We start from the raw sequence: 21,262 nt of genomic DNA, 5'->3' as shown, positions 1-21,262 counted from the left end.
ATTTCGGAATCTGAAAAGGTTGGCTAGCTTGCCATGCTTGCTCCGACAGATGAATATCGCAGGCCGATAAAGTCCGTTTACCGCTCTGGAATACCCGCATGCCTGATACTTTCGACCCCGATCATTTACGCGCGAGCCTCAAGCCATTGGCCGAGTGGCAGCCGTTATCGGATGAGGCGAAGGCTTATCAGCGCTTCTACAAGACCGACTTCGCCGAGCGCGATGTCTGGCGCGGCATGGGTCGTTTCGAAGTCGATGGCTACGAGTTGGTCAGCCATTGCTGGTGGCCGGAGAAGGTCAAGGCGACGCTGTTTCTGCTGCATGGTTACTACGATCACATCGGCCTGTACCGGCATGTGATCGAGTGGGCGCTGGATCAGGATTTTGCCGTGATCGCCTGCGACTTGCCGGGCCATGGTCTGTCGAGCGGGCCACGGGCATGCATTCGTGATTTCTCTGAATACCAGGACGTGTTGCAGGCGCTGTTTGCTGAAGCGAACTCGATCGCGCTGCCGCAGCCTTGGCATTTGTGCGGGCAAAGCACCGGTGGCGCGATTGTCGTCGATCACCTGCTCAACCATGGCGAGAACAGCCCGGCGCAGGGGCAGGTGATTCTGCTCGCGCCGTTGGTGCGACCAAGGGCGTGGGGCTGGTCGCAGCTGAGTTATTACCTGCTGCGGCCGTTTGTGCGCGGCGTGGTGCGACGCTTTAGCGAGAACTCCAACGATCCGGATTTCCTGCCGTTTCTGCAGGCCGATCCGTTACAGCCAAGACGCCTGCCGACGAAATGGGTGGGCGCGCTGTCGCGCTGGATCATCCGCGTCGAGCACGCGAAAAAAAGTCCGCGACGGCCGCTGATCATTCAGGGGCAGGCGGACATGACTGTCGACTGGCAGCACAATCTGCAGGTGTTGAAATGGAAGTTCGACCGGCCGCAGATACTGCTGCTGGCCGAGGCACGGCATCACCTGGCCAATGAAACGGCGGAGATGCGTGAGGAGTATTTCGAATTCTTGAGCAAGCGGATCAGGGGGCGGAATCTCTAGTGCCTGGGAGGGCCTCTTCGCGAGCAGGCTCGCTCCCACAGGGGAATGCGTTACAACTGTGGGAGCGAGCCTGCTCGCGAATGCGATCTTTCAGGTAACGAACATCACTGGCCGACCGCCAACCCCGCCCGAATCGCCGCCAGTGCCGCCTGGTAGTAAGCCTTGCCCTCGGTCGACTCGGCAAACGTCGCAAATTCTTCGAGCTCTTCATCCGACAAATCGCGATACACGTAAAGCAACGTGTTGTTCAGATCGGCACCGATCTGATCCATCAGCCGCTGGCGCTGACCGTTCAACATGCCCTGTGCCTGTCCACCGCCGAGCAGTCCCGGGATCATCGAACTCAAGCTGTCCGCCGCTACGCCGGCAATCGCCAGGCTGACCTCGGCGCCCGCCTCACGGGCTGGCAGGGCCTGGGCGAGATGGCCGATGATCAGCAAGCGACTGTCGCTGGCCTGCATCTTCGGCAGGCCCTGAGCATTTTTTGCCAGTTGATCGCGGCGGGTTGCGAGCAATTCGGCGGCGACGATTTTCTTGCCCAGTGGTGACTGGAAGAAGGTCAGCGCCGGTTTCGGGTCGGCGAGTTTCTGCCGCAGTTGCGCTTCGGCACGCTGATCCATGGCCTGCGCGGCAAAGCGTTGATTGCTGTTGTTGACCAGCGCCTGAAACACCGCAGGCGGCAGGCTGTTCTGATAGCGCTGCTGGGCGGCGCTCAGGGCATCGTTGAAATGCGCGCGTTGTTCTGGCCAGCCGGCGACCTTGTACAACTGATCAAAGCCGTCCGCCCAGGCGGGCGATACGCAGAACATCAACAGTGAAAAAAGCAAACGGCGCATAGGGACTCCTGTCAGCAGCGGACTATTGTCCGTGCGGTGCCGGTACTTGTCGAGAATTCGTAGCAAGGCGCTGCGTGGCTCTGTCGGATTTATCGCCGTCGGCATACTATGCGCGCCATGCCGATATCCTCTGAACACCCGCTGCTGTTACGCATTGTCGACGACCTGGCCGAACACGGCTGGTCGCAGCAGAACATCTTCCTGCCCGCCGATCTGACCCGGGCGCTGGCGGCCGAGTGCCGTAAACGTGAAGCCGAAGGTGAGCTGGCGCCGGCAGCGGTCGGGCGCGGGCCGTTTTCGGAGATTCGCGAGGGTATTCGCGGCGATCACATTCAATGGATCGACCCGGGTCAGGCCGACGCCACTGACCGCTATCTGAATCTGATGGACAGTCTGCGCGAGGCACTTAATCGTGGCTTGTTTCTGGGGCTTGAGGATTTCGAATGCCATTTCGCCCTGTACCCGCCCGGCGCGTTTTACCTCAAGCACGTCGACCGCTTTCGCGATGATGACCGGCGCATGGTCTCGGCCGTGATCTACCTCAACGAAGCCTGGCTGCCGGAGGACGGTGGCCAGTTGCGCATGTACCTGGGCGATGAGCGCGTGCACGACGTGCAGCCTACCGGCGGCTGTCTGGTGGTGTTTCTTTCCGGCGAAGTGCCCCACGAAGTGTTGCCGGCCCATCGCGAGCGCCTGTCGCTGACCGGCTGGTTTCGTCGCCGTGGCAACGAGCCGTTCTGAGCATGGAAAAGATTCTGGTCAGCCGCTGCCTGCTGGGCCATCGCGTGCGCTATGACGGTGGCGCGAGCGGGCCGTTTGATCTGCTTGAACAGTGGATCGAAGAAGGGCGCGTGGTGCCGTTGTGTCCTGAGGTGGCCGGTGGATTGCCGACGCCGAGGGCGGCGGCGGAGATTCCCGGCGGGCAGGGCGGTGAGGTGCTGGATGGCATTGCCGCAGTCATCACTACTGATGGCGAAGATGTCAGCGCGCAGTTTCTCGAGGGCGCGCGGCAAGCGCTGGAGCTGGTGCAAAAGCACGGCATTCGGGTGGCGGTGCTCAAGGCCAACAGTCCTTCCTGCGGGAATCTGATGATGTATGACGGCACGTTCAGTGGGGTCAGAGTCAGTGGCGAGGGGGTGACGGCGGCGTTGCTCAAGCGCCATGGGGTTCGGGTTTTCAGTGAGCTTGAGCTGCCGCAAGCCGCGCAGGCCCTGGCCCGACTCGACTAAAGCGCCAGCACCAATTCAACTGTAGGAGCTGACGAGTGAAACGAGGCTGCGATCTTTTGATCTTTCGAATCAACATCAAAAGATCGCAGCCTGCGGCAGCTCCTACGGTTCGGTGAACCACTTCTTCGACAACGCCGCCAACCGCCCATCCGCCTTGATCCGTTCCAGCGCGCTCTTGAGGCTGGCCTGAAACGCCGGATTACCCTTCTGAAACGGTATCGCCAATTCCACCGGCGCTGCCGCTTTCGGCTTCGCTTCGGTCAACGCCTGCACCAGCACCATCGGCCGCGGCGTCTCGTCCTTCTTCGCCAACAATTGCCCATCAACCTCGCCGTACGGCTCGCTGAAGTCGAAACGATCCTTGAGTTCGGGTGTCAGTGCTATGTGGTTGAGCGCGACGTCGTACTTGCCGCTTTCAACGCCCTGGAGCAGGTCGCCCTCGTCGGTGACGATGAAGTCGGCGCGTACATCCAGCTCCTGGGCCAGAAGTTGCCCAAGCTCGACCTCGAACCCCGTGAGGGTGTCGCCTTCCTTGTAATTGAAGGGCGGTGTATTAGCCTCAAGGGCTATGCGCAGCTCGCCACGGTCGTTGACGTCATCAATCAGTTCGGCGTGAGCCAGCGGGCTCAGAAGGGGTAGCAGGCAGATCAGGCCAGGCAGCAGGCGCATGGTCACTCCTTTGAAATCATTATCGCGACGCTCTGATTCAGGCTCGCTTTGCTATGGTTGTCGAGTGCCTTCGACAACGAATGGTCATGAAGTTGTCATGACCGTGCGGATTTTACGGAAAAACTGGAGAAGAAAATGAAAAGCTTTTTGTCACGTGCAGCGTTGGCCGGTGTGCTGATGGGTGTTTCGGTGCTGGCCAGTGCGGCGACACCGGCGCCGAAGGATGCTGAAGTGTTCATCGTTTCTCCCGAGGACGGCGCTACCGTCTCGCAGGAATTCAAGGTCAAGTTCGGCGTCAAGAACATCGCGCTGGCCCCGGCGGGTGACACCACCAAGAACACCGGCCACCATCACCTGCTGATCGACGTCGACGACCTGCCGGCCGAAGGCGCGCCGATCCCGACTGACGCCCATCACATGCATTTCGGCAAGGCGCAGACCGAAGCCACGATCAAACTGGCCCCGGGCAAACACACCTTGCAATTGATCCTCGGCGACAGCGGCCACATGCCGTTCGACCCATCGATCGTTTCGGAAAAAATCACCGTCAACGTGAAATAAAAAAAGGGAGCCCTGCGGGGCTCCCTTTTTTAATTCAGCTTCAAGTGGCTAGCTGCAAGCGGCAAGGTAAAGCAAAAGCGCTGTTCACTTGCCGCTAGTAGCTTGAAGCTTGCCGCTGCTTCTTCAGAAGAGAACACGGCTACGGATAGTGCCGTTGACGTGTTGCAGCTTCTCTTGCGCCAGCTCCGAGTATTCGGCGTCTACGTCGATCACCACGTAGCCGACTTTCTCGTTGGTCTGCAGGAACTGACCGGAGATGTTGATGCCGTTTTCGGCGAAGACCTTGTTGATCTCGCTCATCACACCCGGGATGTTCTCGTGGATGTGCAGCAGGCGGTGCTTGCCAGGGTGAGCCGGCAGGGCCACTTCCGGGAAGTTGACCGACGACACCGAAGTACCGTTGTCGCTGTACTTGACCAGTTTTTCCGCCACTTCCAGACCGATGTTGGCTTGCGCTTCGGCGGTCGAGCCACCGATGTGCGGGGTCAGGATCACGTTGTCGAGGCCACGCAGCGGGCTTTCGAACTCTTCGTCGTTGGAGCGTGGTTCCACCGGGAACACGTCGATGGCCGCGCCGATCAGGTGCTTGTCCTTGATCGCGTCCGCCAGGGCGTCGAGTTCGACCACGGTGCCGCGTGCAGCGTTGATCAGAATGCCGCCCTTTTTGATGGCGCGGATTTCCTTCTCGCCGATCATCCACTGGGTCGCCGCGGTTTCCGGGACGTGCAGGGTGACGATGTCGGACATGCCCAGCAGCTCGTGCAGGTTGTTGACCTGCGTAGCGTTGCCCAGTGGCAGCTTGGTCACGGTGTCATAGAAGAACACTTGCATGCCCAGGCCTTCAGCCAGCACCGACAACTGCGTGCCGATCGAGCCGTAGCCGACAATGCCCAGCTTCTTGCCACGGATCTCGAACGAGTTGGCGGCGGACTTGATCCAGCCGCCACGGTGGCAGGATGCATTCTTCTCAGGGATGCCGCGCAGCAGCAGGATCGCTTCGGCCAGTACCAGCTCGGCTACGGAACGGGTGTTGGAGTACGGCGCGTTGAACACGGCAATACCGCGCTCGCGGGCCGCACTGAGGTCAACCTGGTTGGTGCCGATGCAGAAACAGCCGACCGCGACCAGTTTCTTCGCGTGATCGAAGATCTCTTCGGTCAGTTGCGTGCGCGAGCGGATGCCGATGAAGTGAGCGTCAGCGATCTTTTCCTTGAGCTGGGCTTCCGGCAAGGAACCAGTCAGGTATTCGATGCTGGTGTAGCCCGCCGCCTTGAGGACGTCGACAGCCGATTGGTGGACGCCTTCGAGAAGAAGGAACTTGATCTTGCTCTTATCGAGAGAAGTCTTGCTCATCTGCGTAAACCTGTATCCCGGAGAAAAATGGCATGGAGGGAGCAGCCTGGAGCTGACCCGCACGGCAACAAAGCCGTCACCGCGGATCTGGCCTTGGGCACTGTCCTGCGGGGTCGGTATGCTAGCATAGCCACCCCGCTAAACACTCATTCCTGCGACGTGAAGCGTTCTCAGGATGACCATGAATTGTTCGAGAGTTCTGTCGATGACCAATCCTGCGCTGATTGATGAACTGAAGACCCTGGTCGAGCCCGGCAAGGTCCTGACCGACGCCGACTCCCTGAATACGTACGGCAAGGATTGGACCAAGCACTTCGCCCCGGCGCCGAGTGCCATCGTGTTTCCCAAGACCATCGAGCAGGTGCAGGCCGTGGTGCGCTGGGCCAATACCCACAAGGTTGCGCTGGTGCCATCGGGCGGGCGCACCGGGCTGTCCGCCGCCGCAGTCGCGGCCAATGGCGAAGTGGTGGTCTCGTTCGATTACATGAATCAGATTCTCGACGTCAACCTCACCGACCGCACCGCCGTGTGTCAGCCGGGCGTGGTTACCGAGCATTTGCAAAACGTCGCCGAAGAAAACGGCCTGTACTACCCGGTCGATTTTGCCTCGGCGGGTTCCAGCCAGATTGGCGGCAACATCGGCACCAATGCCGGCGGGATCAAGGTGATTCGCTACGGCATGACCCGTAACTGGGTCGCCGGCATGAAAGTCGTCACCGGCAAGGGCGACGTGCTCGAGCTGAACAAGGACCTGATCAAGAACGCTACCGGTTACGACCTGCGTCAGCTGTTCATCGGCGCCGAAGGTACGCTCGGTTTCGTCGTCGAAGCGACCATGCGCCTCGATCGCGCGCCGAAAAACCTCACGGCGATGGTCCTCGGCACCGCCGATTTCGATTCGATCATGCCCGTGCTGCACGCCTTCCAGGGCAAACTCGACCTGACGGCGTTCGAATTCTTCTCCGACAAGGCCCTGGCCAAGGTCATGGGCCGTGGTGACGTGCCGGCGCCGTTCGAGACCGAGTGCCCGTTCTACGCCCTGCTGGAATTCGAAGCGACCACCGAAGAAGTGGCCAACAGCGCGCTGGAGACCTTCGAACACTGCGTAGAACAGGGTTGGGTGCTCGACGGCGTGATGAGCCAGAGCGAAACCCAGCTGCACAATCTGTGGAAGCTGCGCGAGTACATCTCCGAAACCATTTCCCACTGGACGCCGTACAAGAACGACATCTCGGTTACCGTCTCGAAAGTGCCGGCGTTCCTGCGCGAAATCGACGCGATCGTTGGCGAGCACTACCCGGATTTCGAAATCGTCTGGTTCGGCCACATTGGCGACGGCAATCTGCACCTGAACATCCTCAAGCCGGAAAATCTGAGCAAGGACGAGTTCTTCGCCAAGTGCGCCACCGTCAACAAGTGGGTGTTCGAAACCGTCGAGAAGTACAACGGCTCGATCTCGGCCGAGCACGGCGTCGGTATGACCAAGCGTGATTACCTGACCTACAGCCGCTCGCCGGCCGAGATCGAGTACATGAAAGCGGTCAAGGCAGTGTTCGACCCGAACGGCATCATGAACCCGGGCAAGATTTTCCCGGTTTGATCGGTAATCTCTGTTGAATCAATAAAGGCAGGAGTCGGTAAATGAGCTATCAGCACCAGTACGTCGACGGCACGCGCATTCACTTCCCGATCGGGAAAGTCGTGTGCATTGGCCGCAATTACGCCGAGCACGCCAAGGAACTGGACAATCCGGTGCCGACCGAGCCGCTGCTGTTCATCAAGCCGGGCAGTTGCGTGGTGCCGCTGGAAGGCGGGTTCAGCATTCCGACCGAGCGTGGTTCGGTGCACTACGAAGCGGAAATCGCCGTGTTGATCGGCAAGCCGCTGTCGACCAAACCAAGCCGTGAAGAAGTCCTCGATGCGATCTCCGGCTTCGCCCCGGCGCTGGACCTGACCCTGCGCGACAAGCAGGCTGAACTGAAAGCCAAGGGCCTGCCGTGGGAAATCGCCAAGTCGTTCGACGGCGCGGCGGTGATCGCCCCGTTCGTGGTCGGCAGCACCTTCGCTGACCTGACCGACATCGGCATCCGCCTGACCATCAACGGCGAAGTGCGCCAGGACGGCAACAGCAGCGCGATGCTCAACCCGATCGTGCCGATGATCCAGCACATGGCCGGCTGCTTCTCGCTGCAGGCCGGCGACGTGATCCTCACCGGCACACCAGTGGGCGTCGGCCCGCTGAACGTCGGCGATGAAATCGTCCTCGAACTGCCGGGGGCGAGCAGCTTCAGCAGCAGCGTGCGCTAACCGCAGAACCCCTTGCAGGGGTGAGCTTTGTGGTGAGGGGATTTATCCCCGTTGGACTGCGCAGCAGGCCCAAGATTTTTGGGCGCGCTTCGCGCGCCAACGGGGATAAATCCCCTCACCACAAGGGCCATTCCATATCTGAATGTGTTGCTGCTGGCAAATGCACACGGCAATCCCGCCATTTCCCGTTTTTTTCACATCCTCTCTGGATAATTCCCGCGATTCTGGCGTCTCAGCCGGCCTCTTTGTGCTATTACCCTTGGCCTGAATTAACGGAACGCATCCCTCGATGGCATCTTCAACTCAGCAGAAATCCCCCTCCCGTTCCCGCTTCGTCCTGCGCTGGTATGTCTGGCTGTTGCTGGTCATCGCCGCAGCCTATGGGCTGGCGTTCGCCATGCATTGGGATGATCGCGGCGTGCTGTGGGTGCTGGAGCGCTTCGAGAGCAAGGCAGAGCAGAAGGAGAGTGTCTGGCTGCCGGATTATCAGGTGGTGATCGATGCCAAGCCGCTGCCGGGCATGGAAAAGGACGAAGCTTCGGATCTGGCCTATAACCCGCAGACCAAGACCCTGTTCGCGGTCATGGGCAAAAATCCGTTCCTGGCTGAGCTGACGTTGCAAGGCGACGTGCTGCGCAAGATGCCGCTGGTGGGCTGGAGCAACCCGGAAGGCCTGACGGTCATGGAAAACGGTCTGCTGGCGATTGTTGATGAACGTCAACACACGCTGTCGATCGTCAAGGTCGAAGCCGGTACCCGTGAGCTGAACATTGGCGACTTCCCGATATACGACCTCGGGCCGTCGAAAGATCAGAACAAAGCTTTCGAAGCCATCACCTGGGATCCGCGTAACCGTCAACTTGTGCTGGGTGAAGAGCGCCCGCCGGCGCTGTTCACCTGGAAAAGCGACGGCAGCCAGACCCTGATCGGCGACAAGCAGAAGCTGGCCAGTGACGAGCTCGATATTCGCAACCTGTCGGCGCTGGCGGTCGACCCACGCACTGGCCATCTGCTGGTGTTGTCCGCCGATTCGCACCTTTTGCTGGAACTGGACGAGAAGGGCGAGCAAGTCAGTTTCATGACGTTGCTTGGGAATTTCAACGGTCTGAAAGACACCATTCCCCGCGCCGAAGGCATGACCATGGACGAGGACGGCACGTTGTACATGGTCAGCGAACCGAACCTGTTCTACCGCTTCGAAAAACACCGGTAATTTTCCGTACGACAATCGCGGAATCGTGCGGTTGTCGTGGCAGGCAAGTGGCCATTAAGCTTCAGTTCAGACAGGCGTGATATTTCATCGGCCTGCCTTGAACCCGAGCCTGCCTGAATGCGTCGACTTGCCCGTCCCAAACCGCTGATTCTTGTCCTGTTGATGATTGCCCTGATCGCGTTGCTCGCGATCGGCCAATACCTGCGCCTGTTCGAGCGCGCCTGGTTCAACCTGCATACGCTGTGGCAACCGTTGAGCAGCGAGGCGATCGGCCTGGATCAATATCGGGTGACCATCGAGGCGCGGCCGATTGAGGGGCTCGACGATGACGTCTCGGCGCTGACCTACGATCCGGTGCGCAAAAGCCTGTTCACCGTGACCAACAAGAATTCCGAACTGATTGAACTGTCGCTGGAAGGCAAGATTTTGCGGCGCATCGCTCTGGTCGGGTTCGGCGATCCGGAAGCGGTCGAGTACATCAGCGCCGACACCTACGTGATCACCGACGAGCGCCAGCAACGCCTGATCAAGATTCATCTCGAGGCCGACACCACTTTTCTCGATGCCGAAGATGCGGAGCAAATGACCTTGGGCGTGCACATGGCCAGCAACAAGGGTTTCGAGGGGCTGGCTTACGACTCGGTGGGCAAGCGGCTGTTCGTGGCCAAAGAACGCGACCCGATGCTGATCTACGAGGTCCACGGTTTTCCGCACTTCAAACCGGACAAGACCTACGCGGTGCACGTGATCAACAACCCCAAGCGCGATGCCGGGATGTTCGTGCGTGATCTGTCGAGTCTGCAGTACGACGAACGCAGCGGGCACTTGCTGGCACTGTCGGACGAGTCGCGGTTGATTATCGAGCTGGATGTCGACGGGCGCCCCTTGAGCACCATGTCGATCAGTGGCGGGCGTCAGGGTTTGCAGAAAACCGTGCCGCAGGCGGAAGGGATTGCGATGGATGATGACGGCACGTTGTACCTGGTGAGCGAGCCGAATCTGTTTTACGTCTTCAAGAAGCCCACACAAAACTGACCAACACCACAAAACACTGTGGGAGCTAGCCTGCTCGCGAAGGCGGTGGATCAGTCTCTGAATATGTTGACTGACCCGACGCTTTCGCGAGCAGGCTCGCTCCCACAGGTTTATTTGTCTGCCCATGATTCGGGCAGTCTGTTACTCAGCCTTCAGAGTTTTCACGCCTTCACTGGTGCCCAGCAACAACAGATCCGCCGGGCGCGCGGCGAACAGGCCGTTAGTGACCACGCCGACGATGGCATTGATCTGCGCTTCCAGCTCCACCGGGTTGGTGATCTGCAGGTTGAACACATCGAGGATGATGTTGCCGTTGTCGGTCAACACGCCTTCGCGGTACACCGGGTCGCCACCGAGTTTGACCAGTTGGCGGGCTACGTGGCTGCGGGCCATCGGGATTACTTCCACCGGCAGCGGGAACTCGCCGAGCACCGGCACCAGTTTGCTGGCGTCGGCGATGCAGATGAAGGTCTTGGCCACGGCGGCGACAATCTTCTCGCGGGTCAGGGCTGCGCCGCCGCCCTTGATCAGGTTCAGGTGCGCATCGCTTTCATCGGCGCCGTCGACGTAGAACTCCAGATCGCTGACGGTATTCAGCTCATACACCGGAATCCCATGGCCCTTGAGGCGCGCGGCGGTGGCTTCGGAGCTGGCAACGGCGCCATCGAACGCGCCCTTGTGCTGGGCCAGTGCATCGATGAAGCAGTTGGCGGTGGAGCCGGTGCCGACGCCGACGATGCTCTTGTCGTCGAGTTTCGGCAGGATGAAGTCGACAGCGGCCTGGGCCACGGCCTGTTTGAGTTGATCCTGGGTCATGCGGGCTCCGGAAGCAGGCAAGGGTTGGGCAGAAAGGCCGGCATTATAGGCCTCGCGGTGGTAGAGGGGGAAACAAGCTGTGGCGAGGGGATTTATCCCCGTTCGGCGACGCAGTCGTCGTAAACCCAGGAGCGCTGGTGTAACTGAAAAAATGCAGGGGAGCGCTTCGCACTCCAGCGGGGATAAATCCCCTCGCCACGACAGTGCTCACTCAAGAATGGGTTTCCAGACCTTAAAACCACCTGTTTAGTGTGGTCGCCTCGGCAAAAGGCGGGTTAGACTCGCTGGTCCCGCCCAATCGCCAGTGATGCTTTCCGATGCTCGAACAGTACGTCAAGAAGATCCTCACCTCGCGCGTTTATGACGTTGCCGTAGAAACCCCGCTGCAGAACGCCCGCCAGCTCTCCGAGCGGCTGGGCAATGACATCTGGCTCAAGCGTGAAGACTTACAGCCGGTGTTCTCGTTCAAGATTCGCGGCGCCTACAACAAGCTGACCCAGCTCAGCGACGAAGAGCGCGCTCGTGGCGTGGTCACCGCGTCGGCGGGCAATCATGCGCAGGGTCTGGCGCTGGCGGCGAAAGTGTTGGGCGTCAAAGCCACCATCGTCATGCCCAAGACCACCCCGGAAATCAAGGTCGAAGGCGTGCGCTCGCGCGGCGGCAAAGTGGTGCTGCACGGCGACTCGTTCCCGGAAGCGCTGGCCTACTCGCTAAAACTGGTCGATGAAAAAGGCTACGTCTACATCCACCCGTACGACGATCCGCACACCATCGCCGGGCAGGGCACCGTGGCGATGGAAATCCTGCGTCAGCACCCGCAGCCGCTGGATGCGATTTTCGTCCCGGTCGGCGGTGGCGGCCTGATCGCCGGTATCGCGGCCTACGTGAAATACCTGCGTCCGGACATCAAGGTGATTGGCGTCGAACCGGACGATTCCAACTGCCTGCAAGCCGCGATGGCAGCGGGCGAGCGCGTGGTTCTGCCGACTGTCGGCATCTTCGCCGACGGCGTGGCGGTGGCGCAGATCGGCCAGTACACCTTTGAGATCTGCAAGGATTACGTCGATGAAGTGATTACTGTCAGCACCGACGAGATCTGCGCAGCAATCAAGGATATCTACGACGATACCCGCTCGATCACCGAGCCTGCCGGCGCGCTGGGCGTGGCCGGGATCAAGAAGTATGTTGAGCAGCGTGGCGTCAGCGGCCAGACTTTCGTCGCCATCGACTCCGGTGCCAACGTCAACTTCGACCGCCTGCGCCACGTCGCCGAACGCGCCGAACTGGGCGAAGGTCGCGAGGCGATCATCGCCGTGACCATTCCGGAAAAGGCCGGCAGCTTCAAGGCGTTCTGCGAAGCCATCGGCAAGCGCCAGATCACTGAATTCAATTACCGCTACAACACCGGCAGCGAAGCGCACATCTTTGTTGGCGTGCAGACTCACCCGGACAACGATCCGCGCAGCGCCTTGCTGGCGAGCCTGACCGAGCAGGGTTTCCCGGTCATCGACCTGACCGACAACGAACTGGCCAAGCTGCACATCCGCCACATGGTCGGTGGCCGCGCCGCGCAGGTGGTCGATGAAGTGGTGCTGCGTTTCGAATTCCCGGAGCGTCCGGGCGCGTTGTTCAACTTCCTCAACAAGCTCGGCGGGCGCTGGAATATCTCGATGTTCCACTACCGCAACCACGGCGCAGCGGACGGCCGCGTGGTCGCCGGCCTGCAAGTGCCCCATGACGAACGTCATCTGGTGCCGGCGGCACTGGCGGAAATCGGCTACCCGTATTGGGATGAAAGCGACAACCCGGCCTATCAGCTGTTTCTTGGCTGAGCGGCTACGCTGATGGGCATGGATCTACGGAAGAGAACGACATGGAAACCCTGACCACCCTGAAAGTCCTTCACGTCGCGGCGACCGTGGTCATCCTCGCGAGCGGGCTGGGGCTCGCCGCCCTGACCTGGCGTAATCGCAGCGAAGGCCCGGCCAGTACGATGCGCCGTCCCTGGCTGTTCATCTGGTGTCTGATGCTGATCGGCATGCTCAGCATGCCTTTCACCGGCTGGTGGCTGGTACACCTGGTGGGCTGGCCATTGGGCCAATTGTGGATTCTGGGTTCCAGCGTGATCTATGCCGTGCCCACGCTCAGCGCGGTCTGGCTGCTGGTCCGGCTGGATCGGCTGTGGACAAGCGGGGTGGGCAATCGCACGTTCAATCTGGCCCTGGCGATTGTCAGCGGCGTCGGATTTGTCACCATAGCGGCGTTGATGGGGGCCAAGCCGGTTTAAGGCTTGAGACCGAGTTGACCCCCATCGCTGGCTTGCCAGCGATAGCAATCTCAGCCGCGCAACGAAATCACCGGCCAGCCACGCTTCTCGGCTTCGGCCCGCAGATTCGGATCAGGATCCACCGCCACCGGATTCGCCACCTGCTCCAGCAACGGCAGATCATTCATCGAATCGCTATAGAAATAGCTGTCCTCAAGCGAATGCCCGGTCTCTTCCAGCCAACGATTGAGGCGCGTGACCTTGCCTTCACGGAAACACGGAATGTCGGTGCTGCGCCCGCTGTAGCGGCCGTCGACCATTTCGCATTCGGTGGCAATCAGGGTTTCCACGCCCAGGCGCACGGCGATCGGCGCGGTGACGAAACGGTTGGTGGCGGTGATGATCACCAGTTTGTCGCCGGCATCGCGGTGCTTTTTCAGCAGCTCCAGTGCCTTGGGCAGCACGATCGGCTCGATGCAGTCGCGCATGTAATCGCTGTGCCAGGCGTCGAGCACGGCCATTTCGGTGCGGCCGAGAATTTCCAGGCAGAAGTTCAGGTAGGCAGCGTTGTCGAGCTTGCCGGCCAGGTAATCCTGATAGAACTCGTCGTTGCGCGCCTTGTAGGCGATCGGGTCGAGGAAGCCGCGCTCGCACAGATAATCGCCCCAGGCGTGATCGCTGTCGCCGCCCAGAAGGGTGTTGTCCAAATCGAATAAAGCCAGGCGCATTGCAGTTACCCGCTGAAAAGTCAGTAAAAAGGCGACAAGAATACGGTCTTTTCACAAGAGTGCACATAAGGTAGGAACCTTCGTTGCCGCCTCATCAAGCTTTGTGGAACAATGCGGCGACATGCGTTTGCGAGGTTGTTGCCGTGATCGACCCCGATGGTTTCCGCCCCAATGTCGGGATCATTCTGACGAATGACGCCGGCCAGGTGCTATGGGCTCGCCGTATCAATCAGGACGCCTGGCAGTTTCCGCAAGGGGGGATCAACCCCGAGGAGACGCCGGAAGACGCCTTGTACCGCGAGCTGAACGAAGAAGTTGGCCTGGAACGTGAAGATGTTGAAATACTGGCCTGTACCCGAGGCTGGTTGCGCTATCGTTTGCCGCAACGCCTGGTGCGTACCCACAGCCAACCGCTGTGCATCGGCCAGAAACAGAAATGGTTTCTCCTGCGCCTGATCTCCAACGAGCAGCGGGTGCGGATGGATCTGACCGGTAAACCGGAGTTCGATGGCTGGCGCTGGGTCAGCTATTGGTATCCGTTGGGCCAGGTGGTGACATTCAAGCGCGAGGTTTATCGACGCGCTCTCAAAGAGCTTGCCCCGCGCCTTTTAGCGCGCGACTGACGACGGAGTTCGACCCCGAGCCATGCTCAATACGCTGCGCAAGATCGTCCAGGAAGTTAACTCCGCCAAGGATCTCAAGGCGGCGTTGGGGATTATTGTGTTGCGCGTCAAAGAGGCCATGGGCAGCCAGGTCTGCTCGGTCTACCTGCTTGATCCGGAAACCAACCGCTTCGTCCTGATGGCCACCGAGGGCTTGAACAAGCGCTCGATCGGCAAGGTCAGCATGGCCCCCAACGAGGGTCTGGTCGGTCTGGTCGGCACGCGTGAAGAACCCCTGAACCTGGAAAACGCGTCGGTTCACCCGCGCTATCGCTATTTCGCCGAAACCGGTGAAGAGCGTTACGCCTCGTTCCTCGGTGCACCGATCATCCACCACCGCCGCGTCGTCGGCGTGTTGGTCATCCAGCAGAAAGAACGCCGCCAGTTCGACGAAGGTGAAGAAGCCTTCCTCGTGACCATGAGCGCGCAGCTCGCCGGCGTAATCGCCCACGCCGAGGCCACCGGTTCGATCCGTGGTCTGGGCCGGCAGGGCAAGGGCATTCAGGAAGCCAAGTTCGTCGGCGTGCCGGGTTCGCCGGGTGCTGCCGTCGGTACCGCCGTGGTCATGCTGCCGCCGGCGGACCTGGACGTGGTGCCGGACAAGACCATCACCGACATCAACGCTGAGCTGGCGCTGTTCAAGACTGCCATCGAAGGCGTGCGCGCCGACATGCGCGCCTTGTCCGCCAAACTCGCGACCCAGCTGCGCCCGGAAGAACGCGCGTTGTTCGACGTCTACCTGATGATGCTCGACGATGCCTCGCTGGGCAGCGAAATCACCACCGTGATCAAGACGGGGCAGTGGGCTCAGGGCGCGCTGCGTCAGGTGGTCACTGAGCACGTCAACCGTTTCGAACTGATGGACGACGCCTACCTGCGCGAGCGCGCCTCGGACGTCAAAGACCTTGGCCGCCGCCTGCTCGCCTATCTGCAGGAAGAGCGCCAGCAGAACCTGGTCTACCCGGAAAAAACCATTCTGGTCAGCGAAGAACTGACGCCGGCGATGCTCGGCGAGGTGCCGGAAGGCACGCTGGTCGGTCTGGTCTCGGTGCTCGGTTCAGGTAACTCCCACGTTGCGATTCTCGCCCGAGCCATGGGCATTCCGACGGTAATGGGTCTGGTCGATCTGCCGTACGCCAAGGTCGACGGCATCGAAATGATCGTCGACGGCACCCGTGGCGAGGTCTACACCAACCCGAGCGAAGTACTGCGCAAGCAGTTCGCCGAAGTCGTCGAGGAAGAGAAACAACTGGCGCTGGGCCTCGACACCCTGCGCGACCTGCCGTGCGTGACCCTCGATGGCCACCGCATGCCGCTGTGGGTCAACACCGGCCTGCTCGCCGATGTGGCGCGGGCGCAGAAGCGTGGCGCCGAAGGGGTTGGTCTGTACCGCACCGAAGTGCCGTTCATGATCAACCAGCGCTTCCCGAGCGAGAAGGAACAGCTGGCGATCTACCGCGAACAGCTCGCCGCGTTCCACCCGCAACCGGTGACCATGCGCAGCCTCGACATCGGCGGTGACAAATCGCTGTCGTACTTCCCGATCAAGGAAGACAACCCGTTCCTCGGCTGGCGCGGTATCCGCGTCACCCTCGACCACCCGGAAATCTTCCTCGTGCAGACCCGCGCGATGCTCAAGGCCAGCGAAGGCCTGAACAACCTGCGGATTCTGCTGCCGATGATCTCCGGCACCCACGAACTCGAAGAAGCCCTGCACCTGATCCATCGCGCCTGGGGCGAAGTGCGCGACGAAGGCACCGACGTGCCGATGCCGCCGATCGGCGTGATGATCGAAATCCCGGCAGCGGTGTACCAGACCAAGGAACTGGCGCGGATGGTCGACTTCCTCTCCGTCGGCTCCAACGACCTGACCCAGTACCTGCTGGCGGTCGACCGCAATAACCCGCGCGTCGCCGACCTCTACGACTATCTGCACCCGGCGGTGCTGCAAGCTCTGCAAACCGTCGTCACTGACGCCCATGCCGAAGGCAAACCGGTGAGCATCTGCGGCGAGATGGCTGGTGATCCGGCGGCGGCGGTGCTGTTGATGGCGATGGGTTTCGACAGCCTGTCGATGAACGCCACCAACCTGCCGAAGGTGAAGTGGATGTTGCGTCAGGTGAACCTGAGCAAGGCGCAGGAGATGCTGGCGGAACTGATGAAGATCGATAACCCGCAGGTTATCCACAGCTCGCTGCAACTGGCGCTGAAGAATCTCGGGTTGGCGAAGATGAATCCGCCGGTGGTGACCAAGGCTCTCTAAAAGGCTGATGCCCTCTTCGTCGGAACGCCGCCCGGAGCAGGCTCGCTCCCACAGGGATTCGTATCGATCACGAAAGCCATGTGGGAGCGAGCCTGCTCGCGAAGGCGCCAGTTCAGGCACCGCTAAACCACAACCTCCACCTCGCCCAAATGCCCGCCATACGGCCCAAAACTGCGCTCCACCATCCGCCGCGTGCCGTCCGCTTGTACGATCAACGCTGTACTCGCTCGCGTGCCATAACTCTGGCTGGCAATAAACACGCTCGACAACAACGACTCCGTCGCCATGCCTACCCCGGTATCCGGCAACTCCGCCTCGGGTGCGGTCTGCGCATCGCTCAGCAAGGCCAGCAATCGCTCAGGCTGCGGATCGTCCAGCACCGCGCTCAACGCCGCCCTGGCCTTGAGCAGTTTCGGCCACGGCGTATCCAGCCCCGCGTTGGATAACCCATAAACTCCAGACTGCAACATCACCGGCTCTGACGCTCGTGCATTGAAGTGCCACAGCTCATGGGCATTGCCCAGCAGCAGATTGAACCCGGCATATTCGGCGGCACGAGCCACCACATCGCTCAAATAATCGTCAATCGACAGATCACCAGCAAGAAACCGCGCCACCAGCTCGCCCCGGGATTTGGTCGCCGGCGGCTGTTGCGGATCGCGGATATTGGTCAGTGCGGCGAAGCGTCCGTTGGCGCCGATCCCCAGCCACGTGCCGCCAGCTTCAAGATCACGCCCGGCATGCACATGCGGCGCCTCGGGCCACGGCGCCAATGGCAGGCTGGGGCGGGCGTAGAATTCGTCGCGGTTGGCCGCGACGATCAGCGGCTGGGCATGGCCCGGGCGCCAGGCGAAAACGATCAGGCACATAAGGTGGTCCTTGTGTGTTTTTTGCCCACTCTACGCATCCGGCGTCCGTGCATCCATCGCCAGTGGAGCAGAAGGCTGCGCATCCGTTAACATGCCGCTCCTGTTTTGCCGATGCGTGCTGGAGACGGTCATGGAATTTCTGCTCTACCTGGCGCTCGGCGCCTGTGCGGGCGTGCTCGCCGGGCTGTTTGGCGTCGGCGGCGGGATCATCATCGTCCCGGTGCTGGTGTTCAGCTTCACTTTGCAGGGCTTCGATCAGTCGATTCTTACGCATTTGGCGGTGGGCACGTCGCTGGCGACGATCATATTCACCTCGGTCAACGCCGTGCGTGAACATCACCGCCGTGGCGCGGTGCGCTGGGCGATTTTTCGCTGGATGACCGTGGGCATTCTGCTCGGTGCCGGTTTCGGTGCGCTGACCGCAGAAGCCATCTCCGGGCCGAACCTGCAAAAGATCATCGGCGTGTTCGCTCTGGTGATCGCCGTGCAACTGGCGCTGGACGTCAAACCCAAGGCCAGCCGAACGGTGCCGGGCAAACTCGGTCTGACTGCCGCCGGTACGGTGATTGGCTGGGCCTCGGCGATTTTCGGCATTGGTGGCGGCTCGCTGACCGTGCCGTTTCTGACCTGGCGCAGCGTGCCGATGCAGCAGGCGGTGGCGACCTCGTCGGCCTGTGGCTTGCCGATCGCTCTGGCCAGTGCAGCAAGTTTCATGATTCTGGGGTGGCACGATCCGTTGTTGCCGGCCCATAGTCTCGGTTTTGTGTATTTGCCGGCATTGTTGGGCATCGCCCTGACCAGCATGGTCTTCGCCCGGCTCGGCGCGCGTCTGGCACACAGGTTGTCGCCGCGCTTGCTGAAAAGGCTGTTCGCCGCTTTGCTGTTCTGCGTGGGTTTGAGCTTTCTGCTCTGACCGCGTGGCAATCCTGGCTTAATCCTGAGGTGGCAGCGTCGCCCGGGAATTTCGCTTTCAACTCTAACAAGGAGTCGCAATGCTGCCTTACCCGCAGATCGACCCGGTGGCCCTGGCCATCGGTCCGCTGAAAATCCACTGGTACGGTCTGATGTACCTGATCGGCATCGGCGGCGCGTGGCTGTTGGCGTCGCGCCGGCTCAACCGCTTCGACCCGACCTGGACCAAGGAGAAACTCTCCGATCTGGTGTTCTGGCTATCGATGGGCGTGATCGTCGGCGGCCGTCTGGGTTACGTGCTGTTCTATGACCTGAGCGCGTACCTGGCCAACCCGACACTGATTTTCGAAGTGTGGAAGGGCGGCATGTCGTTCCACGGCGGATTCATCGGCGTGATGCTCGCGGCCTTGTGGTTCGGCAAGCGCAATGGCAAGTCGTTCTTCCAGTTGATGGACTTCGTCGCGCCGATGGTGCCGATCGGTCTGGGCGCCGGGCGCATCGGCAACTTCATCAACGCCGAGCTGTGGGGCAAGGCCACCGACGTGCCGTGGGCGATGGTGTTCCCGCCGTTCAGCGATCCGGCGCAGTTGCCGCGTCACCCGTCGCAGCTGTACCAGTTCGCCCTCGAAGGCGTGGCACTGTTCCTGATCCTGTGGATCTTCTCGCGCAAACCGCGTCCGACCATGGCGGTCTCGGGCATGTTCGCGCTGTTCTACGGCATCTTCCGTTTCATCGTCGAATTCGTCCGCGTGCCGGATGCACAGCTGGGCTATCTGGCGTGGAACTGGCTGACCATGGGCCAGGTGCTCTGCGTGCCGATGATTGTCGGCGGGCTGTTGCTGATCTGGCTGGCCTATCGTCGCGCCCCGGCAGCGCCGCTCGCGCCGACGGCTTAAACTACGAACCCCGGCGCGCGACGCCGGGGCTCCAAGGACACAGGTAACTCATGAAGCAATATCTCGAACTGGTCTCGCACGTCATTCAGAACGGCACCAAGCAGGCCAACCGCACCGGTATCAACACCATCAGTTTCCCGGGAGCGATGCTGCGTTTCGATCTGCAGGAAGGTTTCCCGGCGATCACCACGCGCAAAATGGCTTTCAAATCGGCCATCGGCGAGATGTGCGGCTTTCTGCGTGGCGTGAACAATGCCGCTGAATTCCGCGCGCTGGGCTGCAAGGTCTGGGACCAGAACGCCAACGAAAACGCGCAATGGCTGGCCAACCCGTTCCGTCAGGGCGACGACGACCTCGGTGAAATCTACGGCGTGCAATGGCGCAAATGGCCGGCGTACAAGCAGATCCCGCTGAGCAACACCGCCGCCATTGAACAAACCCTGGCCAACGGCTACAAGCAGATCGCTCAGGGCGAAGAAGACGGCCAGGCCTACGTCGTGCTGTACAAGGCGATCGATCAGGTGCGCCAGTGCGTCGACACGATCATCAAGGATCCGGGCAGCCGCCGCATTCTGTTCCACGGCTGGAACGTCGCCCAGCTCGATGAAATGGCCCTGCCGCCATGCCATCTGCTGTACCAGTTCCACCCGAACGTCGAGACCAAGGAAATCTCCCTGACTCTCTACATCCGCTCCAACGATCTGGGCCTGGGCACACCGTTCAACCTCACGGAAGGCGCCGCGCTGCTGAGCCTGATCGGTCGCCTGACCGGTTACACGCCGCGCTGGTTTACCTATTTCATCGGCGATGCGCACGTCTACGAAAACCACCTGGACATGCTCAACGAACAGCTCAAGCGCGAGCCGTTTGCCATGCCGAAACTGAAAATCTCCGACCGCGTGCCGGAGTTTGCCAAGACCGGTGTGTATCAGCCGGAATGGCTGGAACTGGTGGAACCGAGCGATTTCTCGCTGGAAGGCTACGAGCACCACCCGCCGATGACTGCGCCGATGGCGGTCTAGTCACCATTGATCGTTCCCACGCTCCGCGTGGGAATGAATCCCGTGACGCTCTGCGTCACTTTGGACGCGGAGCGTCCATGGCGGCATTCCCACGCGGAGCGTGGGAACGAGCTTCGCCCGTCAGTGGCCGTGGCTGCGGCCCACATGGGAGTGTTCGACTTCGGTCGCAACAACTCCGCCACTCACCTCCAGCCGCTGCAAGATCCCGCATTGATCCGCCTCCGGCCCTTCGCCACAGCGTTGGCGCAGGTCGAGCAGTTGTGTCTGCAACGCCAATAACCCATCAATTCGCGCCCTCACGTGCTGAATATGTTCGTCGATCAGCGCATTGACGCTCTCGCACTGATCCTGCGGGCTGTCGCGCAGGGCGAGGAGGCTGCGGATTTCTTCGAGGGTCATGTCGAGTGTGCGGCAGTTACGGATGAAGGTCAGGCGCTCGGCGTGGGCCTGGGTGTAGACGCGATAGTTACCGTCGCTGCGCGCCGGTTCCGGCAGGAGGTTTTCGCGCTCGTAGTAGCGGATGGTTTCCACCGCACAGTCGGTGAGTTTCGCCAGTTCGCCGATCTTCATGACGGCCAT

General features: G+C 60.9%; 22 protein-coding genes. 15 read left to right on the top strand and 7 right to left on the bottom strand.

Going from position 1 to position 21,262, the window contains the following annotated elements:
* Positions 1-98: 98 nt before the first annotated feature.
* Positions 99-1,046 (top strand): alpha/beta hydrolase, encoded by a 948-nt coding sequence (locus J5M66_RS01405; protein ID WP_207807545.1) that lies wholly within the window; start codon positions 99-101, stop codon positions 1,044-1,046.
* 104 nt (positions 1,047-1,150) lie between these two features.
* Here J5M66_RS01405 and J5M66_RS01400 read toward each other — a convergent pair whose 3' ends face one another.
* Entirely contained in the window at positions 1,151-1,882 is a 732-nt protein-coding gene (locus tag J5M66_RS01400) for a DUF2059 domain-containing protein (RefSeq protein WP_207807544.1), read from the bottom strand.
* A 108-nt stretch (positions 1,883-1,990) separates the two neighbouring features.
* Here J5M66_RS01400 and J5M66_RS01395 point away from each other — a divergent pair, with 108 nt between their 5' ends.
* A complete protein-coding gene (locus J5M66_RS01395; RefSeq protein WP_207807543.1) occupies positions 1,991-2,623 on the top strand; it encodes a 2OG-Fe(II) oxygenase in 633 nt (210 codons plus the stop codon).
* 2 nt (positions 2,624-2,625) lie between these two features.
* Positions 2,626-3,111: a DUF523 domain-containing protein gene (locus tag J5M66_RS01390; RefSeq protein ID WP_207807542.1), complete on the top strand. Its 486-nt coding sequence runs from the start codon at positions 2,626-2,628 to the stop codon at positions 3,109-3,111.
* Between the two features lie 102 nt (positions 3,112-3,213).
* Here J5M66_RS01390 and J5M66_RS01385 read toward each other — a convergent pair whose 3' ends face one another.
* The gene (locus J5M66_RS01385; protein ID WP_122748329.1) at positions 3,214-3,780 is read right to left on the bottom strand and encodes a transporter substrate-binding domain-containing protein; all 567 of its coding nucleotides are present in this window, start codon (positions 3,778-3,780) and stop codon (positions 3,214-3,216) included.
* Positions 3,781-3,915: 135 nt separating this feature from the next.
* On the opposite strand from J5M66_RS01385, the gene J5M66_RS01380 reads away from it, so the two are divergent.
* Positions 3,916-4,341 (top strand): DUF4399 domain-containing protein, encoded by a 426-nt coding sequence (locus tag J5M66_RS01380; protein WP_024014708.1) that lies wholly within the window; start codon positions 3,916-3,918, stop codon positions 4,339-4,341.
* A gap of 123 nt (positions 4,342-4,464) precedes the next feature.
* Here J5M66_RS01380 and serA read toward each other — a convergent pair whose 3' ends face one another.
* Positions 4,465-5,694 (bottom strand): phosphoglycerate dehydrogenase, encoded by a 1,230-nt coding sequence (gene serA, locus J5M66_RS01375; protein WP_024014707.1) that lies wholly within the window; start codon positions 5,692-5,694, stop codon positions 4,465-4,467.
* Between the two features lie 205 nt (positions 5,695-5,899).
* On the opposite strand from serA, the gene J5M66_RS01370 reads away from it, so the two are divergent.
* The 4 genes from J5M66_RS01370 to J5M66_RS01355 all read left to right on the top strand — a co-directional run bounded on the left by J5M66_RS01370 (position 5,900) and on the right by J5M66_RS01355 (position 10,249).
* The gene (locus J5M66_RS01370; RefSeq protein WP_041476861.1) at positions 5,900-7,294 is read left to right on the top strand and encodes an FAD-binding oxidoreductase; all 1,395 of its coding nucleotides are present in this window, start codon (positions 5,900-5,902) and stop codon (positions 7,292-7,294) included.
* A 41-nt stretch (positions 7,295-7,335) separates the two neighbouring features.
* Positions 7,336-8,001 (top strand): fumarylacetoacetate hydrolase family protein, encoded by a 666-nt coding sequence (locus J5M66_RS01365; protein ID WP_024014705.1) that lies wholly within the window; start codon positions 7,336-7,338, stop codon positions 7,999-8,001.
* A gap of 289 nt (positions 8,002-8,290) precedes the next feature.
* Entirely contained in the window at positions 8,291-9,214 is a 924-nt protein-coding gene (locus J5M66_RS01360) for an SdiA-regulated domain-containing protein (protein ID WP_207807541.1), read from the top strand.
* Between the two features lie 117 nt (positions 9,215-9,331).
* Positions 9,332-10,249, top strand: a complete 918-nt coding sequence (locus J5M66_RS01355) for an SdiA-regulated domain-containing protein (protein WP_207807540.1) — start codon at positions 9,332-9,334, stop codon at positions 10,247-10,249.
* A gap of 141 nt (positions 10,250-10,390) precedes the next feature.
* Here J5M66_RS01355 and rpiA read toward each other — a convergent pair whose 3' ends face one another.
* A complete protein-coding gene (gene rpiA / locus J5M66_RS01350) occupies positions 10,391-11,065 on the bottom strand; it encodes a ribose-5-phosphate isomerase RpiA (protein WP_007913886.1) in 675 nt (224 codons plus the stop codon).
* 317 nt (positions 11,066-11,382) lie between these two features.
* Here rpiA and ilvA point away from each other — a divergent pair, with 317 nt between their 5' ends.
* Entirely contained in the window at positions 11,383-12,897 is a 1,515-nt protein-coding gene (gene ilvA / locus J5M66_RS01345; RefSeq protein ID WP_071172186.1) for a threonine ammonia-lyase, biosynthetic, read from the top strand.
* 41 nt (positions 12,898-12,938) lie between these two features.
* Entirely contained in the window at positions 12,939-13,352 is a 414-nt protein-coding gene (locus tag J5M66_RS01340) for a DUF2269 family protein (RefSeq protein WP_207807539.1), read from the top strand.
* Positions 13,353-13,402: 50 nt separating this feature from the next.
* Here the strand turns inward: J5M66_RS01340 and J5M66_RS01335 are convergent, their stop codons facing one another.
* Entirely contained in the window at positions 13,403-14,059 is a 657-nt protein-coding gene (locus J5M66_RS01335) for an HAD family hydrolase (RefSeq protein ID WP_073471005.1), read from the bottom strand.
* Positions 14,060-14,202: 143 nt separating this feature from the next.
* Between J5M66_RS01335 and J5M66_RS01330 the strand changes: the two genes are divergently transcribed.
* Positions 14,203-14,682 (top strand): RNA pyrophosphohydrolase, encoded by a 480-nt coding sequence (locus J5M66_RS01330; protein ID WP_003229203.1) that lies wholly within the window; start codon positions 14,203-14,205, stop codon positions 14,680-14,682.
* Between the two features lie 22 nt (positions 14,683-14,704).
* Positions 14,705-16,984 carry a phosphoenolpyruvate--protein phosphotransferase gene (gene ptsP / locus J5M66_RS01325; protein ID WP_207807538.1) on the top strand — a complete coding sequence of 760 codons (2,280 nt, stop codon included), beginning with the start codon at positions 14,705-14,707 and terminating at the stop codon, positions 16,982-16,984.
* Between the two features lie 122 nt (positions 16,985-17,106).
* Here the strand turns inward: ptsP and J5M66_RS01320 are convergent, their stop codons facing one another.
* Positions 17,107-17,853 carry an NRDE family protein gene (locus J5M66_RS01320; RefSeq protein ID WP_207807537.1) on the bottom strand — a complete coding sequence of 249 codons (747 nt, stop codon included), beginning with the start codon at positions 17,851-17,853 and terminating at the stop codon, positions 17,107-17,109.
* Positions 17,854-17,983: 130 nt separating this feature from the next.
* Here J5M66_RS01320 and J5M66_RS01315 point away from each other — a divergent pair, with 130 nt between their 5' ends.
* From J5M66_RS01315 to J5M66_RS01305, 3 genes are all read left to right on the top strand, one after another.
* Positions 17,984-18,766 (top strand): sulfite exporter TauE/SafE family protein, encoded by a 783-nt coding sequence (locus J5M66_RS01315; protein WP_016772682.1) that lies wholly within the window; start codon positions 17,984-17,986, stop codon positions 18,764-18,766.
* Between the two features lie 79 nt (positions 18,767-18,845).
* Complete coding sequence (lgt, locus tag J5M66_RS01310; RefSeq protein ID WP_016772683.1) at positions 18,846-19,661, top strand: prolipoprotein diacylglyceryl transferase; 816 nt, start codon at positions 18,846-18,848, stop codon at positions 19,659-19,661.
* A gap of 50 nt (positions 19,662-19,711) precedes the next feature.
* Positions 19,712-20,683 (top strand): thymidylate synthase, encoded by a 972-nt coding sequence (locus tag J5M66_RS01305; RefSeq protein WP_041476852.1) that lies wholly within the window; start codon positions 19,712-19,714, stop codon positions 20,681-20,683.
* Between the two features lie 120 nt (positions 20,684-20,803).
* Here the strand turns inward: J5M66_RS01305 and cadR are convergent, their stop codons facing one another.
* Entirely contained in the window at positions 20,804-21,253 is a 450-nt protein-coding gene (gene cadR, locus J5M66_RS01300; RefSeq protein ID WP_207807536.1) for a Cd(II)/Pb(II)-responsive transcriptional regulator, read from the bottom strand.
* Positions 21,254-21,262 lie beyond the last annotated feature (9 nt).

It is taken from the genome of Pseudomonas sp. 67(2021), assembly GCF_017491835.1.
GTDB classification, from domain to species: domain Bacteria; phylum Pseudomonadota; class Gammaproteobacteria; order Pseudomonadales; family Pseudomonadaceae; genus Aquipseudomonas; species Aquipseudomonas atacamensis.
This window is presented reverse-complemented; position numbering and strand designations above follow the sequence as displayed.